Genomic DNA, 16822 nt, shown 5'->3' on the forward strand with positions numbered 1-16822 from the left:
GCACCCATGCGTGCACTGAGTATCGCCGCGACCGGAATGGCCGCGCAGCAGACACGGGTCGAGGTCATTTCCAACAACCTGGCGAACATGAACACCACCGCATACAACGCCCGACGTGCCGAATTTGCCGACCTGCACTACCAGCAGGTGACGCGTGCGGGATCAATCAATTCCGCCACCGGAGCGGTTGTCCCGGCCGGTGTGCAATTGGGTCTGGGCGTACGCGCGACGGCCGTCAGCATGGAGGTGAAGTCGGGGGCGTTGGGCGAGACCGGCGGCGATCTGGACGTAGCCATCGAGGGTCGCGGATATATCGAAGTAACGCTGCCATCGGGCAATACGGCCTATACCCGCGACGGTGCGCTGAAACGCACTGGCGAGGGGCAGTTGGTGACATCGGATGGGCATCCCGTGGTTCCTGACATCACGATCCCCGCCGACAGTAAGTCAATTTCCATCAACCCCGAAGGAGAGATCTATGCTGATTTCATCGACCGTGTCGAACCGGAGTTTCTGGGCCAGCTAACGCTCGTCGGGTTTAGCAACGAAAAAGGACTAGAGGCACTGGGATCGAATCTCTACTCGGAAACCGGTGCTTCGGGCGCGCCGCTGGCCGGTTTCCCCGGCGAAGATGGCTTGGGTTTCTTCCGGCAGGGATACCTTGAAGACAGTACCGTCGACGCGGTGCGCGAGATCACCGATTTGATCGAGGCGCAGCGTGGCTATGAGATGAATGCCAAAGTCATCACCGCAGCCGACCAAATGATGTCGGCCACGACACAGATCCGATGATCCGGCTCATTCTCTTTCTTCTGGTGTCGGCCGGTCCGGCTGCCGCGCAATCCGTCATGGCACTTCACGCGGTGCGCGCCGGCACGACGCTTTCGGGCGAAGACCTGGCGTTCCACGATGCCGATGCGACCGATGGATTTAGCGATCCCCGCGACGTGATAGGCTTGGAAGCACGCGTGAACCTGTATCCGGGGCGTCCCATCCTGACGCGCGACGTTGGCCTGCCCACTGTCGTAGAGCGCAACGAAATCGTGCCGCTCATATTCAAGCGTCGAGGGTTGTCAATCACGCTGGAGGGGCGCGCCCTTGGACGGGCGGGTGCCGGCGAGACCGTGCGCGTTATGAACCTGTCTTCCCGAAACACCGTCATCGGGGTTGCCACTGAAACCGGCCAAGTTGTCATCCAATGATTCTGAGGACCTACGCATGAAGCCCTTTTTCATCTTCGTCGTTCTGGCCGTCGCCACGGCGGGCTGCGCACGAATTGCCGATATCGGTCAAGCTCCCCAGTTGACCCCCGTTGCGCAAAGTGCCGAACATTTAGCGATGGCCGCGCCTCAACCCGTCGATATCCTGGGGCAACTTGATCCGTTACGCGCTGCGTCTCTATGGACTGGGGGCAGACAATCGTTGCTGGGGGACCAGCGTGCAGGCCAACGCGGCGATATCATGACGGTCGTCGTCGAAATTGATGAGCGAGCCGAAATCGATAATGCGACAAATCGGTCGCGAAGCGGGGCCGAAGATCTCCAGATCCCACAGTTGTTCGGATTGCCGCAACGCGTTGATGAAAATCTGCCTGAAGGGGCGAGCTTGGCGAACGCGGTATCGGCCTCATCTTCGAGCGCGTCGAGCGGATCGGGCCGTGTTCGCCGGGAGGAGCGCTTGACGCTGCGTGTGGCCGCAACGGTCGTGGACGTTCAGCCGAACGGTGTGCTGCGGATCGAAGGGCGGCAAGAGGTGCGCGTCAATTTTGAGCTGCGCGAGATGCTGGTCTCGGGGTATGTGCGTCCCGAAGATATCTCCCGCCAGAACGAAATCACCTACGACAAGATCGCGGCGGCACGTATTTCCTATGGCGGACGTGGTCAGATCACGGACGTGCAACAACCCCGATATGGACAGCAGGTGGCCGACATCCTGCTTCCGTTTTGATAATGGGGAAGGTCATGGCAGCCGTGCTGATCGTTTTGATCGCAGGTGGCGGCACTGCGGCTGGTTTCTTTCTGCAGCCCGTACCGCAGCGGAACGATGGGGCCGGCGTGCTGGCGAGCGTTCCTGAAAATCTTGAATCCGTCGCATCCTTCCGCGACGGATTTATCGTTCCGGTTCTCCGGGATGGTCAGGTCTGGAGCCATGTCGTCCTGTTCCTCGGTGTCTCGTCGGACCGCACGGAGGGGGATGTGATCATAAGCCGTGAACCGCTGTTGAGGGACGGAATGACAGAAGCATTGTTCCAGCACGGCAGCCTTGGCGGCTTCGACGGCGACTTTACGAATGCGGCCTCAATGGCGCGATTGCGCGAACGGTTGGATTTGGTACTTCAGACCCGGTTGGACGATCCGACAGCTAAGGTCTTGATTGTGTCGATGGCTCGTCAGGCGGGCTGAGATCGGCTGATTGCCATTATCGCTTGGTCCGAAGCTTTGTCAGGACAGCGGCGCGCGCGATATCGCGGGCCTGTGCTTCGCGTTGGGGCTGGGCGGCAATGTTCAGCCGTGCAACCTGGGTATTGATCTGCATTAGATTGACTGCGCGCCAACGGTTCCAGCGATCTCGCACGACGGACTCCGCGACGCTCGTGAAGGGTGTATCGGGCTCCTCACGGAGCGCTGTTGCCTTGTCTTCGAGCGTGTTGAGCAGCCCTTGAATGCGGGCGAGGCGCGCGGCGGCGCGATCCGCCCGCAACCTCGACAGTTGACGCAACAGATCCAACTGCGCATCGCGATTCATCGCACACTCCTTTCGGTCAGCTCTCGGGCGAAGCGAACCGCGACGGCCACGGCCGCGAAATGAGCGCGGTCGATCGGGTCGCCAATCTCGACGACGGCGTGCAGGGCACGGGCGGTCGGTGGATCGCTGTAGATCGGCACACCGGCCTGCTTTGCTATTTCCCGGATCCGCGCGGCAGTGTGGTCGACGCCCTTGGCAACGCAAATCGGCGGTGAAGGGTCTAGCGGGGACCATCTAAGCGCAACGGCGTAATGGGTCGGATTTACGACAACGACAGTGGCATCGGGCACGTCGGCCAACATCTGGTTCAGCGCAATATCCTGCGCCCGCTGACGGCGACGGCTCTTGAGGTGAGGGTCCCCCTCGGATTGCTTCGTCTCATCGAGGACTTCCTGACGTGTCATGCGCTGCTTCTTCAGATGGCTGTGCCGCTGCCAGAAATAATCGACTGCCGCGATCGCGCCGGACAATATGACAACGATCCCTACGAATTTCGCCAGTAGAGAAGGTATCAAGGCCGGAATGGCGCGCGGCGCGCCGGCGGCTGCGGCTACGAAGTCATCGGCGTTGCGCACAAGAAAGAAGACCATGAGCCCAATGAACAAAGTCATCTTGGCCGCCGATTTTGCGAATTCAAAAAGGCCATTCGGCCCGAATTTATTCGCTCCGTTCGCGATCAGGGAAATGCGCGATAGCTTGGGGGCCAGCTTGCCGGGGGCAAAGACGAAAGCCTGCTGCACCAGAAGCACAACGATCACCAGTGCAGCAGCCGGTGCGACGAGGATGGCGACCGCCAGGAATCCCTCTCCCAATATCCGCGCGGCTTGCCCCGCACCGCCGGTCCGGAGTGGACGACTAAGATTGTCGGCATCCTGCAAAAGCGTGCCGCCCAAATCAACGAACCGCTGTCCCAAGCCGGGCGCAAGGAGCATCAGGCATAGCAGGATCCCAAGGTAGCTCGCCCAGGTCGCGAGGTCCTGAGATTTGACCAGTTCTCCCTTCTTTCGCGCCTCCGACAATTTTTGCGGGGTTGCCTCGTGATTGCGTTCTGCGCCGTCGTCAGCACTCATGGCAGCCCACCCCCGAGCGGGTCCGCAAGTGCGGCGATCATCGCGGTCTTCCAGACTGACAGGATTAATGGAGCGGCAAGGAGAAGGAGCACCGCGCTCGCCCATGTGATCGCGGGCGCTCCGACCAAGGCCACCATCAGTTGCGGCATCGCCCGATTGATGACGCCCATCGCCGCGTTATAGATAAGCGCGGCAAGGGCGAACGGTGCGGCCAGGGCGAAGGCCAACGCAAAGGCTTCTGCCGCGCGCGAGACGCCCCATTCCACCATGTCGCGGCCAGGCGGAGGCAGGCCGAGAGGCAGGACATCATAGCTCCGAATTAGAAGATCTACGATCATCAATGGCAGGCCGGAAGCCATGAGCAAGGCAAGACCGGCCAAATTCAGCAGGTTCCCCATGGCCGACGATGGCTCCGTACTGCCGAATAGCTGCGCCAGTGAAGTCAGTTGCGCGGCCATCATGCCCGCCATCGTCAGCGCGGAGACAAGAAACCGGAGCACTGCACCGAGCGCGAGGCCGATCGATGTCTCGATGATGATCAACTCGCCACCGATTGTCAGAGGGACCGCAATCGACGGTGCCACAGCGACCGACAGGGCAAATGTCGTGACCAGTCGGATCCGCGACGGGATCATCCTGTCCGACAGGCCGGGCAGGAGCAGCATCAGGCCGCCGACACGTAGCACCACAATGAAAAGCTGAGACAGGGCGGGCGCGATCGTACCGTGCAGGTCGAGCAGGCTCTGGATCATGCTGCGACTGATCCGAGGATTGCGGGCGTGTTCGTGGAACCAATCTCTTCGTATGCAATCACAGGATTGGGAAGGCCGCGCGCCGCCATGATTTCATGTACGAACCGGCGTCGCCGGGCAGACGTAACGATTGCAGGGTGGTTTCCCTGTTCTGCGGCTTTTCCGATACTCTCAGCGAGACCGAGAGCAAGTTTTTGGAACATGTCCGGGGGGAGTGCGATTTCAGCCCGGCCGTTGCTACCGTCCAGCTGATGCTGCTGAAATGCGGCTTCCCATTCCGGCGAAAGCTGGATCAACGGCAAGCTGCCGTCAGGGCGTCGCAGTCCCGTCGTAATTTGCATCGCGAGCCGATGACGCACATGCTCGGACAGGTCTTCCGGGGAAAGCCCGGCTTCTCGCCTCTCGGCGATGGCCTCCAGGATTACGGGAAGGTTGCGCACGGAAACCCTTTCCGCCAGCAAAAGACGAAGTACGCGGAGCAGGAGTTCCATCGATATTTTGCTGGGCACCAGTTCTTCGAGCAGTCGGCGGTTCGCCACGGACTTTTCGGGGGAAGAAACCTTGGTGAAAGCCTCGAGGAGCTGTTGCAGCCCCTTGAGGCCCAGCAACCTGGGAAAGTTTGCTTTGATAATTTCCAGCAGATGCGTGGCCAGAACCTCACCAGGGGTGACGATGGTTTCACCGATCAGGTCGTCAGCTGCTGCGGCTGGGATCCAGCGCGCCGGTGCGCCGTAAACCGGCTCTTTGACATTGCGACCAGGGACCTGCTCTGGCGTACCAAACCCGGTAAGCATAAGAACATGGTCCCGTTCCAGCCGATCGCGTGCGGCTTCGACGCCATGGATTCGAATCACGTATGTTCCGGCGGGAAGTCCCTGGTCGTCGGTCAGGCGAATTTCCGGGAGAATGATCCCGAAGGATTCAGCAATGTGGTTTCGCAAGCCGACTATCCGGCTTTCTAATCCGTTCCCCGGATCTAGGGCCAAGTCGACAAGATCAAGCGCAAAGTCCACGCGAATCTCATCAAGCGCCAGTACATCACCGATCCCTCGTTCGGTCGGCTGCAGGGGCTCTTCCGGTTCTGATGCTTCTTGCGTTGCGGCCATGCTGCGCCACCGCATGAGTGCGGACCCGGCGAGAATGATCGCGCCTCCGGTAAATGGCAGAAACGGCAGACCGGGGACCAAGGCGAAGATCATCATGATGAAGGCGACCGTCGCCAAGGCCGCAGGGTGGCGACCTGTCTGGGCAAGAATGTCCTTGTCGATCGCGCCTTCGCCTCCACCGCGCGCCAGCAGGAGGCCCGACGCGATGGAAATTATCACCGCCGGAATTTGGGATACCAGGCCGTCGCCAACTGTAAGGATTGCGTAGGTTTCGATCGCTTCGCTGATGGGCATCCCGTGCGCGACCATACCTGCAGTAAGACCCACCACCAGGTTCAGTATTGTGATTAGCAAGCCTGCGACCGCGTCTCCCTTGACGAACTTCGATGCCCCGTCGAGTGACCCGAAGAACGTCGTTTCGGCAAGTTCCGTTTCGCGCCGACGTTTTGCCTCGGTGTGGTCGATCGCCCCAGCGGACATGTCGCTGTCAATCGCCAGTTGCTTGCCTGGCATGCCGTCGAGCGCAAAGCGTGCCCCGACTTCTGCCATGCGGGTCGCACCTTTGGTGATCACCATGAAATTCACTATCAATAGAACGCCGAAGACCACCAGACCGAGGGCGACGCTGCCGCTCATGACGAAGGACGCGAATCCCTCAATCACCGCCCCCGCAGCGTCTGTGCCGGTGTGCCCTTCACCAATTATCAATTTCGTTGATGAGACATTCAGCGACAGGCGCAGCATAAGGGACGCCAGAAGGATTGTTGGAAAGGCCGAGAAGTCCAAGGGACGTTCGATGAAGAGAGTGGTTGTGAAGATTAGGATCGCGATGGCGAAACTGGCAGACAATCCGACGTCCAGTACCCAGGATGGCATGGGAAGAATCATCATCAAGATAACGGCCATCAAGGCCAAGGCCATCATTACTGTCGGTTGGAAGACGGCTTTCATGGGGCGGAGTCCATTGACGGATGCGGCTTAGGCTATGGGTGTATGCGCCTTTGGTTAACCGCCCGTTACGGTCCCTGGATAAGGTGCCTTGCAAGCGCCCCGATTTCTCGGCTTTGGCGGAGAACCTGATCTGCGATCGCCAAGTCAGTATCCAGAGTAATGGATTGGTTCCGTTTCAGAATGACATCGGCAATCTCGTTGCGTGCGGACCAGCTTTCAGGCGGAGCGTCTGCCAATGCGCTCAGGTCCCTAGTAAGCCAAGGATCGACGTCGGTCAGACGTGTGGGAACTTGAAACGGAAGGTGCCCACTCGGTGCATCCGCAAAGCGTCTGGCGGTATCTGGAAGGCCCAGCTCAAGGAAGAAATCTCGGCCGCGCAAGCGATTGGGGTCATCTGGCGACAGCAGGGGCTCGAGACGGACCATAAAATCGGCTGCGTCCTCAGGTGACAGATGGGCTGATAGCAGATCGAGAAGGGTTTGGGCTGAAACCTGATTGTCAGTAACCATTTCTATAGCCATGGCAGGCTGGCGCGCAATGACCAGCGACTCTGCCAACACGAGATCGAGTGCATCAAGCATTGGTCCATTCGGAACTGATGGTCGGATTGCCCTAGCGTTTTCCAGATGCAATTCATCCAACGGTTGGCTGGAAATGTTAGCGGATTCAAGGAGGTCAATGGCGGCGAGTACGGCGGCGGCACTAGTTCCCGCCGCAGCCTCGGACAATTTTGGTTCGGACATGGGGGTATTCGCGGTGGGAGTGATTCCGATGAGTAAATCTGCTTGGTTCAGCAGAGTGAGAGACGAACTCAGCCGGTTTCCAAATTCGCGGCGGCGCCCCTCTGGAATCCCGTCGAGAAAGCGCGCAAGTTCCGCTTCGTTTGCGCGCGCCCAAACGTCGGCTTCGACCCCGATGAGGAGGGCTACGACAGCGGCACCGGGCCCGCAACCCGGGTCAATACTTGAATACTCCGGTAACGAGCTGCCATCCAAAGCCGCCGCGACAATACGTATCACCTCCTGATCGTTGGCGGAACTTTCGATTGAACGTTTGGCTTCTGCCCCCCAACCGAGACGTAGATAGACCAATGCCAGATCGTGCACTGCGTTTTCGTCTAGCTCGTCCTGGCCCGTGAGTAATGAAGCGTGCGCTGCGGTCAGATCATCGAGCGCTTCCCCCAAATCGGAAGTCAGGACCATTCGCGCCAGCGCATCGACTTCGCAATTCGATGCCTGATGAATTGCCCTTTCTGAAAGCATCTCATCAAGAACCAATGGAACATGGCCCGTTGGATGCTTAAGAATTTGGTTCGAAGTGATCTGCGCCACTGAAGAACTTTCTATTTCTCCATCGATTAGAGAGCTTTGGTTTCCTCTCGATTCGACAAGAGACGCAAGTAAAGGTGCTTGAAGTTCGAAGGACGGCATGCGCAGCGGCAGAAATTTGAACGGCAATTCCGTTGCATGTGCATTACTATTCGATGAAAATTCCGACAATGGATCATTAATATCTATTACGATATGATTGCTCGGAATTTGTGTTATGTTTACCGGACAGGCGCATCCAAGAACCAAAGAGAGCGTACCATTCTCAAAGGTAGCGCTACGTAGGCGGTCGCGTGGGATCAATTTAAAAACTTGGCTTAAATCCAAACTGGGCATGTCTCTTGAAAATTTGATGTGCGTCACACCATTCAATTCCAAAACTGCCCAAGTGCGATCGGGGCTATCTGGAAATACTAATCTGCTGAAATTCGGGTGTTCGCCAGATTGCACTTCTACTTGCTGCGCGATGGCACCATCAGAAAGAAGCGCGACCAAAATCAAAGCGAATAGCGTTTTGGAGTGCCAAATCATGCAGCTTTCCGTATTTTCAGAGCCTTTTCAAGGTCAGAGTAACTGGGCCGGATGTCTGACGGTGTTGACTGGCGCCCCACTTCAATACAAATATTTGTCGGATGATTTTGAAGGTTCGCCACGAGCACGTCCTGGATCAGTCCATAGAAATTTGAATCCTGTTCGCAAACAGCCTTGAGGCGCATAGCAAAAGGACCGACTATGCCATACGAGAGAAATACCCCTAGAAATGTTCCAACCAATGCACCGCCGATCAGTTTTCCTAGGATTTCGGGCGGCTGATCTATAGAGGCCATTGTCTTGATAACACCCAGAACAGCTGCAACAATCCCGAGGGCCGGAAGGGCGTCGGCCATGGATTGCAGTGCGCGGCTTGAATGCATGGAATGGTGAAGGTTTTCGTCAAGGCGGTTCCCGAGAACATCTTGCACCTGATTGGGGTCGTCGTAATTCATAGATACTGCGCGCAATGTATCGCAGATCATCGCAACCGCTTCCCTGTCAAGCAAGATTTTTGAGTAACTAGTGAAAATCGCCGAGTCCATTGGATTCTCGATATGCTCTTCCAGGGCAACGGCATTCTGCCGGCCAAGACGGATCAATTCGAATAGCAGGCAGAGCAGATCTCGGTAGTCGTCTGGCTTCCAGTGAGCCCCATTGAAAACTTTCTTGATGTCTTTGATCGTCCGCTTTACCTCGGACATGCTGTTGCTGACGAGAAATATCCCTGAAGCGGCTCCGCCAATCATCATCATTTCGAACGGAAGCGACTTAAGGATAATTCCCATTTTTCCGCCAGCCATAAGGTAGCCTCCGAAAATCATGATAAAAATACAGGCGAGTCCAGCGATACTAACCATGATCTACTCCGTCGCTGCGTTTGCATTTCGCCCGGCGATGATCACGCTGAAGGCGTAGGCCTTCCCGGGGCTGAGATTCGAAAAGAGTGCTGAGGCCGAATCAGCATTCATACGCGCGAGAAATCCAGCGGCGAATTCAGGTGCCATAGCTTCGAATAAAATAGCCGCCTCTTTTGGCTTCATACCTTCGTACACGCGAACTAATTGGTCGATATCTGTATTAGATGCTGTACTGGAGAATTCCATTCTTGCGACCAGTCTGTTTTCCGCCTCCACCAGATCATCAAGAGCGGCTTCGATTTCCTGCCTTGCGATGAGTATGTCCTGCTCGCGCAGCGCAACGGCCATTTCCCGTTCGTTCAGCAATGTTGCCTGTCGCTTGATATCACGAAGCAGCGCCGCAACTTCGTTGCTCTCGGTCTGGGATATCCGGGCGGTCGGAGCGGATGCCAGCGTCGGTTCAATGTCCGGACGAACTGACAGGCTGGCCGAAACGATCCGGGTGAGGCCGGACAGGATTAGCAGTGTCACGACTACCGTGACGGTCAATCGCCTCATGCCTCGTGTCCACTGAATCATCGATATGCCCCCGGGCTGGCATCGACTTGACGCGACGCCTTGAAACTCGGAAGGACATCGGCGCGCTCGGGGATTGGATTGTCCAGCACCCTGTCTGCAGCTTCGTCTTCCAGGTCCTCCAAGCTGGCCAGAAGCATCTCCATTCGACCGATTCTATCATCGGCTTGCGCGTTGGCGGCCTTCAGCAACGCACTTCGGTCGTCTGTCTGTTCCGTTGCTGCGGTGATTGATTCCTTCAGATCATCGACCTGAAGCGTCAGTGTTGCGATCGATCCGCCGTGGCCCGCATCCAAATCGTTGAATGCCCGCAGGCGCCTCGCCAGCGTGCGGCACCAGAGGGCCATGCCGCAGGTCGCAGCCAGCAATAGGACATCGGATATAAAGCCAAGTGTTTGCATGTCAGGTAATCACAAAGTCGATGATGAGAAGGTCGCGGACCGAGTCCCTCCCGGCTAAGAGTTGCACCCGCCGCAGAAGTTGCGCCCGCAGGTCGAGGAGTGCCGTAGGGTCTTCCAGCTTCTGTACCGAGACTGCTCGGAGATACGTGGAGAAAATGTCCAGGATACGCGGTTGCAGGGCAGCCACATCGCGGTGCCCTTCCTCTAGCTGGAGAAATGCCCGGAAGCGCATTTGACGGATCGACCCCGCATCGCCGACCGAAATCATCATCGGATCCAGTTCCAGAAATATTGGAACCTTCTCTGGATTTGAGTGAGAGCCGTTGGCGGCATTCATGATTCGACCGGATTCACCCAGCACACCGGAGTAAGAGGCGTAGAAACCGGCCGTTGCCAAAAAGAGCGCAGAGAGGGTCGTGAAGCTCCAGCCCAGTATCCCAAGACCCTTCTTGGGTGTCGTGTCGTTTGCGGAGGCGGATTCGTCAGTATCGGCCATCGGATAATCCTCATGTTGTCGAGAACAGTCCTAACTGACCTGAGCTAACTGAATGTTAATGCAATTGAGGAATCCTGGGCCCTGTACCCAGAACGGGTATCTGGCATCCAGGAGGATCGCGTATGGAGAACCTGACAACGGCTTGGCAAGGACAGGACAAGCGTCGACTTGCCATTCTTGCTGGCGCTACGCTTCTCGCCTTTCTCGCCGTCTTTTTCCTGACGCGTATGGCGACAGCCCCGCGGATGGAGCTCTTGTTCGCGCGGCTCGAATCGGCAACTGCCTCCGAGGTCGTGTCCAGCTTGGATGCGCGCGGCGTGGCCTACGACATCCGGGGTGACTCGATCTATGTCGATGGCGCGACGCGCGATGCCCTGCGTATGCAACTGGCGGGCGAGGGCCTGCCCCGTATGGATGGTGCAGGGTACGAAGTTCTGGACGGTCTGAGCGGGTTTGGCACGACGTCGCAAATGTTCGATGCTGCCTATTGGCGAGCCCGAGAGGGGGAGTTGACGCGCACGATACTCGCCTCGCCTGGGGTCAAGCTTGCCAGGGTGCATCTGGCGACCGCCGAGTCGTCGCCCTTCGCGCGCGACCGGTCGGCCACGGCGTCAGTCACCGTACAGATGACATCGGGAGCCGTGGGATCATCACTCGCCCGAGCGGTGCAATCCCTTATCGCCGGTGCCGTTCGCAACTTGGTCCCCGAGGACGTCACCGTGATCGACGCAAATAGCGGGCGCGTGGTGGGAGGAGGAGCCCAAGACACCAAGGAGGAAGCGCGCGTGACTCGCGTTGCCGAGATGCGTGCAGCCGTGGAGAACCTGCTGGCGGCACGCGTCGGGGCAGACCGGTTCGTGGTCGAACTCGCGGTTGAAACCCGAAAGGATATGGAGCGCATCACGGAGCGTGTGCTCGACCCCGACAGTCGTGTGGTTCTCAGCACCGACACCGAAGAGCGAAGCGCATCGGACAGGGGCGGGTCCGGGGCCGGGGTAACGGTCGCCAGCAACCTCCCGGAGGGCGATGCCGCCTTTGGCGGAGACGGTACGGAAAGCAACAATGCCGAAACGCGGGAGCGGGTGAACTACGATTTCTCGGCCACCGAGCGTCAGATTGAACGGGGTCCCGGAGCGATCGAGCGGGTGACCGTCGCCGTCATGGTCGACGGCCAGCGGACCACCGCAGAGGACGGCACGACAGAGTGGGTCCCCCGCGATGCTGCCGAACTTGAAACGATTCGCGAACTTGTTCAGGCCGCTGTCGGCTACCGCGAGGAGCGGGGTGACGACGTCACGGTCAGAAGCATGCAATTTGAGATACCCAACGGCCCCGGTCCCGCACCGGGCTTGTCGCTGCCTTTTGTAACCGGAGGCCAAGTTACCCAAATGGTGACGGCGGGGATGCTGGCGGCTATAGTTTTGGGTCTTTTGGCATTTGTCGTCCGTCCTGTTCTCAACAGCGTAATGACGCCACAGCTGCCATCTCCGGGAAATGACGACCTGAACCGCGCGCCACCCAGTGGCGAAGTGAATGCGCTGACTGCCCCGCAGGAGCTGCCTTCGCCGGGGGCAGTGACATCTGATGGGCTACCTGCCCCTTCTGCGGGTCAGAGTCATAGCTTGCCGGATCTGTCCGATCTTGGAAACCTTTCAGTCTTCAACGCCTTGGATGACGTAGAGGATGAGCCTCAGGACCCCGTTGATCGGCTCCGCAAGCTGATTTCTGACCGTCGAGAGGAGACTGTCGAAGTCCTGCGTGGATGGATGGACGAAGCGACATCGGAGCAGCCGTAATGGCCCCGCTTTTTGAGGATTTCGGAGACCCTGAGGCGTCACCGCCTGCCAGGTCAAGCCCCACGGCAGTTGCCGTGGATCGCTATGACGATGGCTTTAATGCGGGCTGGGACGACGCGATGGCTCAGGTAGATGCGGAACAGTCTCGAATCGGGGCACAGCTTGCCATTCGACTGGCCGAGATTGACCGTGATGAACGTGAGGCCGGGCAGGCCCTGATCGCCGACCTTGAACCCGCGCTTCGTGACGTGTTCGACAAGGTCTTGCCTCATGCCGTGGAACGAACGTTTCTGGGATGCCTCATGGAGGAGATTACTGACGTGCTGAATGCCGCTAACGAGCAACTGACGGTCAATGTGTCTCCGGAAGATGTGACGCCCATGACGCGTCTGCTGGGCCGGGCTGGCATCGGACCGACGCAGGCCATCGTAAGCGGCGAATCGGCTCTTGCGATGTCGCAGGCGCTTATCACGTGGACAGGCCAGGAACGGCGGATCGACCTAGACGGTGTGTTGTCGGAGTTGGACAGCGCGATCGACACCTTTTTCGAAACACTCGATCGGGGCCAGAACGCCACCGACATCAAGGAGGCCCAGAATGGCTGATCCCACCCCCGAGGCGAAATCCGCGCTGTCGCGTGTGCCTGTCGAAATTACGATATCAGTCGGCCGTGCCCACCCGACTGTGTCGGAACTTCTGAATATGAAGCGCGACACCGTTCTGACACTGGATCGCGGTGTTGCCGACCCGGTCGAACTTTATGCTGGCGACCGGCTGATCGGGCGCGGCGAACTACAGGAAATCGGCGGTGACGGCTCTGGTCGGTTGGCCGTTCGCCTAACCGAGGTGACCGAGACGGATGGTGCTGCGTGAATCACCAATCCTCGCGTGTCGTGGTGCCGGCGCTCGTTCTTGTCCTGCTTGTCTGGCCGGGCATCGCGGTGGCCCAGGATCTGAACTTCGACCTGGGCGACGGGTCGGTTACCTTGCGCACGGTACAGCTGATTGCATTGCTCACGGTTCTCAGCCTGGCACCTGGCATCGCTGTGACCGTCACCTGCTTTCCGTTCATTGTGACCGTGCTGTCGATCATGCGGCAGGCGATCGGACTACAAGCTTCGCCGCCGAACATGCTCATCGTCAGTCTAGCGATGTTTCTGACGTATTTCGTCATGGAGCCGGTGGTCATGGCCGCTTGGGAAGTTGGGATCGGCCCCCTCACACGAGGCGAAATGGAGGCGGTCGATGCCATTCCGGCGGCGGTCGAGCCGTTTCGCGCCTTCATGTCTGCCCGTGTTGACGCGGATACCCTGGCCCACCTTCAGGACCTGCGTCCTTCCGCGGAAGAAGGCGCGCTATCTGTCCTTATTCCATCGTTCCTGCTGTCGGAGGTGACGCGAGCGTTTCAGATTGGGTTCTTGGTGTTCATGCCGTTCCTGATTATCGACATGGTGGCGGCGGCCATATTGATGTCGATGGGCATGATGATGGTCCCTCCAGCAATCGTTTCATTGCCATTCAAACTCGCTTTCTTCGTTGTCGTGGACGGATGGACGCTCGTGTCCGGTGCCCTCGTGCGAAGCTATCTTTAAGAGAGGTCCAGATGCCAGCCATCCCCTTTGCAGACCCCGACCCGCTCATCGCGGATGAAACGCAGCCTGTAACGAACGCGCAGAAGGCCCGCGCCCTTATTGCCATGCTGGAAAAGGGGCATGACGGCTCGGCTGACGTGCCCGCAGAACGGCTGCGCGACTGGGCGAACGACCTCATCCGGACGGTCGAGGCAGAGAGGCCCAAGCCATCCGTCGCCCCAGCACAGCGTCGCCGTCTGTTCACGAAGGCACCGCCGAAGCTGACTGTTGCCGCGCCATCGACGCGGCCGGTACCGGAGGGTCAACCGTCCCGCCTGACCCTGACCGCGCCGACGCCCCATCGGTCCGCCCCGACGATGAAGCCGGCACCCTCACTGACGCCTGCGATCTTCACACAGGGTGATGTTCGCAAAGTCATTGCCACGACTATCGACCCGGTCACGCTCGCCCGTGAGCATCCGGCGGTCATCGCAATGACGCTACTTGGCAAGCCGTCGATGGATCAGGCGTCCGCGCTCCGCAGCCTGCCGGGCGGACAGGTCCGTGCTGTCCACAGAGCGCTGCGTCAATTGGAACAAAGCCAACCGCGCGCTCCTGAGGGGCAATCCCCCTCCGAGGAACGCGCGCCCCCCATCAGCGGGTAAACTTCTTGTGCAGGACGCGCTTCGGCTCCAGCGAGTCAGGGCCGAGGCGGCGGGCCTTATCGTCTTCGTAGGCCTTAAAGTTACCCTCGAACCATTCGACGTGGCTGTTGCCCTCGAACGCCAGGATGTGTGTGCAAAGACGATCCAGGAAGAACCGGTCGTGCGAGATCACAACGGCGCAGCCGGCGAAATCCTCGATCGCGTCTTCCAGCGCGCGCAGGGTTTCCACGTCCAGGTCGTTGGTCGGCTCGTCGAGAAGCAGGACGTTTCCTCCGTCCTTTAGCAGACGCGCCATGTGCACGCGGTTCCGCTCCCCACCCGAGAGGATTCCGACTTTCTTCTGTTGGTCCGAGCCCTTGAAGTTGAACGCTCCGCAGTATGCGCGGGACGCGATTTCCGCGTCGCCCAGCTTGATCAGCTCGGCACCACCCGAAATCGCCTGCCAGACGTTATCATCAGGGTTCAGATCGTCACGCGATTGGTCGACATAGGACAGCTTGACCGTATCACCGAATTCCACCGAGCCTGAGTCGGGCTGTTCCTGCCCGGTCAGCATGCGGAACAGGGTCGATTTGCCCGCACCGTTGGCACCGATTACGCCGACGATACCGCCCGGAGGCAACGAGAACGTCAGGTTTTCGAACAGAAGCTTGTCGCCATAGGCCTTGGTCAGGCCGTTGGCCTCAATCACCTTGTTGCCGAGACGCGGTCCGTTCGGGATGATGATCTGGGCCTTGCCGACGCGGTCCTTTTCCGATCGATCCGCCATCTCGTGGTAGGCGTTGATCCGGGCCTTGGACTTGGTCTGGCGGGCCTTGGCACCGGCGCGCATCCACTCCAACTCGCGGGCCAGCGTCTTCTGGCGGGACTTGTCTTCCTTGGACTCTTGCTCCAGCCGTTTGGCCTTCTGCTCGACCCAGCTGGAGTAGTTACCTTCCCAGGGAATGCCCTTGCCGCGCTCCAGTTCCAGGATCCAGGACGTGATATCGTCGAGGAAATAGCGGTCGTGGGTCACGATCAGGCAGGTGCCCTTGTAGTTGATCAGGTGCCGCTGAAGCCAGGCGATCGTCTCGGCGTCGAGGTGGTTGGTCGGCTCGTCCAGCAGCAACATGTCCGGCTCGTCCAGCAGCAGCTTGCACAGCGCTACCCGACGACGTTCGCCGCCCGACAGGGTGGCGGGGTTGGAGTCGTCCGGCGGGCAGCGTAGCGCCTCCAGCGCGATGTCGACGCGGCTGTCCAGATCCCACAGGTTCTTGCTGTCGATCTCGTCCTGCAGCTTGCCCATTTCCTCGGCGGTCTCGTCCGAGTAGTTCATCGCCAACTCGTTGTAGCGGTCCAGGATGGCCTGTTGGTCGGCGACGCCTTCCATCACGTTTTCGCGGACGGTCTTGCTGTCGTCCAACTCCGGTTCCTGGGACAGGTAGCCGATCTTGGCCCCCTCGGCGGCCCAGGCTTCGCCCTGAAAATCCTTGTCCTGACCGGCCATGATCCGCATCAGCGATGACTTGCCGGTGCCATTCACGCCGACAACGCCGATCTTGACGCCGGGCAGGAACGACAAGCGAATGTTTTCAAACACCTTCTTGCCGCCGGGATAGGTCTTGGACACGCCGTCCATGTGATAGACGTACTGATAGCTTGCCATGCTCGATAGCCTCCGGAATTCGGGTATGGCCGCCATGTATAACGCGACCGGCGCGGGGGCAACGCCCGACCCGGAAATCACAGGGCGGTCAGGGCGACCCATCGTTTTCGTCATCTTGCCGAAGCCGGTTGTCCCCCCTTGGAAATCGGCGCTCGTTCGGCGGGCGAAGCGGTCTTTTCGCGAACTGCGCCGGCCGTGTCATGGCAATGCCGCACCCCGCCGAGAGCGGCGTTTGGGATGGCGGCACCGGCGAACGTTGTTCAGGACCATGCCGCTGCCTGATCCGCAATCGCCTTGCACGTCATGGTCGTGCCGGTGTTCATGCTTGC

The 16822-nt window shown here is 59.2% G+C and carries 19 protein-coding genes; 9 read left to right on the plus strand and 10 right to left on the minus strand.

Annotated elements, in window-relative coordinates:
• Positions 1–6: 6 nt before the first annotated feature.
• The 4 genes from flgG to BLV27_RS02235 are packed head-to-tail and all read left to right on the plus strand — an operon-like array spanning position 7 to position 2402.
• Positions 7–792: a flagellar basal-body rod protein FlgG gene (gene flgG, locus BLV27_RS02220; RefSeq protein WP_092641640.1), complete on the plus strand. Its 786-nt coding sequence runs from the start codon at positions 7–9 to the stop codon at positions 790–792.
• Positions 789–1202: a flagellar basal body P-ring formation chaperone FlgA gene (gene flgA / locus BLV27_RS02225; RefSeq protein ID WP_092641643.1), complete on the plus strand. Its 414-nt coding sequence runs from the start codon at positions 789–791 to the stop codon at positions 1200–1202. Before flgG ends, flgA begins: the two co-directional genes overlap by 4 nt.
• Before the next feature lie 16 nt (positions 1203–1218).
• A complete protein-coding gene (gene flgH / locus BLV27_RS02230; protein WP_092641646.1) occupies positions 1219–1947 on the plus strand; it encodes a flagellar basal body L-ring protein FlgH in 729 nt (242 codons plus the stop codon).
• Positions 1948–1961: 14 nt separating this feature from the next.
• Positions 1962–2402 (plus strand): hypothetical protein, encoded by a 441-nt coding sequence (locus BLV27_RS02235; RefSeq protein WP_139176533.1) that lies wholly within the window; start codon positions 1962–1964, stop codon positions 2400–2402.
• Between the two features lie 16 nt (positions 2403–2418).
• Here the strand turns inward: BLV27_RS02235 and BLV27_RS02240 are convergent, their stop codons facing one another.
• The 9 genes from BLV27_RS02240 to BLV27_RS02280 all read right to left on the minus strand — a co-directional run bounded on the left by BLV27_RS02240 (position 2419) and on the right by BLV27_RS02280 (position 10816).
• Positions 2419–2745: a hypothetical protein gene (locus BLV27_RS02240; protein WP_092641652.1), complete on the minus strand. Its 327-nt coding sequence runs from the start codon at positions 2743–2745 to the stop codon at positions 2419–2421.
• Positions 2742–3815, minus strand: a complete 1074-nt coding sequence (locus BLV27_RS02245) for an EscU/YscU/HrcU family type III secretion system export apparatus switch protein (RefSeq protein WP_092641655.1) — start codon at positions 3813–3815, stop codon at positions 2742–2744. Before BLV27_RS02245 ends, BLV27_RS02240 begins: the two co-directional genes overlap by 4 nt.
• Positions 3812–4567: a flagellar biosynthetic protein FliR gene (locus BLV27_RS02250; RefSeq protein WP_092641658.1), complete on the minus strand. Its 756-nt coding sequence runs from the start codon at positions 4565–4567 to the stop codon at positions 3812–3814. Before BLV27_RS02250 ends, BLV27_RS02245 begins: the two co-directional genes overlap by 4 nt.
• A complete protein-coding gene (locus BLV27_RS02255; RefSeq protein ID WP_244504511.1) occupies positions 4564–6579 on the minus strand; it encodes a flagellar biosynthesis protein FlhA in 2016 nt (671 codons plus the stop codon). Before BLV27_RS02255 ends, BLV27_RS02250 begins: the two co-directional genes overlap by 4 nt.
• A gap of 110 nt (positions 6580–6689) precedes the next feature.
• Entirely contained in the window at positions 6690–8483 is a 1794-nt protein-coding gene (locus BLV27_RS18970; protein WP_139176534.1) for a hypothetical protein, read from the minus strand.
• Positions 8480–9343, minus strand: a complete 864-nt coding sequence (gene motA / locus BLV27_RS02265; RefSeq protein WP_092641667.1) for a flagellar motor stator protein MotA — start codon at positions 9341–9343, stop codon at positions 8480–8482. The genes BLV27_RS18970 and motA overlap by 4 nt, the downstream gene beginning before the upstream one ends.
• Before the next feature lie 3 nt (positions 9344–9346).
• Complete coding sequence (locus BLV27_RS02270; RefSeq protein WP_092641670.1) at positions 9347–9922, minus strand: MotE family protein; 576 nt, start codon at positions 9920–9922, stop codon at positions 9347–9349.
• On the minus strand, positions 9919–10320 hold the full coding sequence (locus BLV27_RS02275) for a hypothetical protein (protein WP_092641673.1): 402 nt from the start codon (positions 10318–10320) through the stop codon (positions 9919–9921). The genes BLV27_RS02270 and BLV27_RS02275 overlap by 4 nt, the downstream gene beginning before the upstream one ends.
• Before the next feature lies 1 nt (position 10321).
• Positions 10322–10816 carry a flagellar basal body-associated FliL family protein gene (locus BLV27_RS02280; protein ID WP_092641676.1) on the minus strand — a complete coding sequence of 165 codons (495 nt, stop codon included), beginning with the start codon at positions 10814–10816 and terminating at the stop codon, positions 10322–10324.
• Positions 10817–10938: 122 nt separating this feature from the next.
• On the opposite strand from BLV27_RS02280, the gene fliF reads away from it, so the two are divergent.
• From fliF to BLV27_RS02305, 5 genes are read left to right on the plus strand one after another with little or no spacing between them, the layout of a single operon-like run.
• Positions 10939–12612 carry a flagellar basal-body MS-ring/collar protein FliF gene (gene fliF, locus BLV27_RS02285; RefSeq protein WP_092641680.1) on the plus strand — a complete coding sequence of 558 codons (1674 nt, stop codon included), beginning with the start codon at positions 10939–10941 and terminating at the stop codon, positions 12610–12612.
• A complete protein-coding gene (locus tag BLV27_RS02290; RefSeq protein ID WP_092641683.1) occupies positions 12612–13217 on the plus strand; it encodes a hypothetical protein in 606 nt (201 codons plus the stop codon). The genes fliF and BLV27_RS02290 overlap by 1 nt, the downstream gene beginning before the upstream one ends.
• Complete coding sequence (locus BLV27_RS02295; RefSeq protein ID WP_092641684.1) at positions 13210–13485, plus strand: FliM/FliN family flagellar motor switch protein; 276 nt, start codon at positions 13210–13212, stop codon at positions 13483–13485. The genes BLV27_RS02290 and BLV27_RS02295 overlap by 8 nt, the downstream gene beginning before the upstream one ends.
• Positions 13482–14204, plus strand: coding sequence for a flagellar type III secretion system pore protein FliP (fliP, locus tag BLV27_RS02300; protein ID WP_244504500.1), 723 nt, complete (start codon positions 13482–13484; stop codon positions 14202–14204). Before BLV27_RS02295 ends, fliP begins: the two co-directional genes overlap by 4 nt.
• An 11-nt stretch (positions 14205–14215) precedes the next feature.
• Positions 14216–14848, plus strand: a complete 633-nt coding sequence (locus tag BLV27_RS02305; RefSeq protein ID WP_092641687.1) for a hypothetical protein — start codon at positions 14216–14218, stop codon at positions 14846–14848.
• Here BLV27_RS02305 and ettA read toward each other — a convergent pair.
• Positions 14838–16493, minus strand: a complete 1656-nt coding sequence (ettA, locus tag BLV27_RS02310) for an energy-dependent translational throttle protein EttA (protein WP_092641690.1) — start codon at positions 16491–16493, stop codon at positions 14838–14840. The genes BLV27_RS02305 and ettA overlap by 11 nt on opposite strands.
• Positions 16494–16822 lie beyond the last annotated feature (329 nt).

The sequence above is a fragment of the Jannaschia faecimaris genome (assembly GCF_900107415.1).
Classification (GTDB): domain Bacteria; phylum Pseudomonadota; class Alphaproteobacteria; order Rhodobacterales; family Rhodobacteraceae; genus Jannaschia; species Jannaschia faecimaris.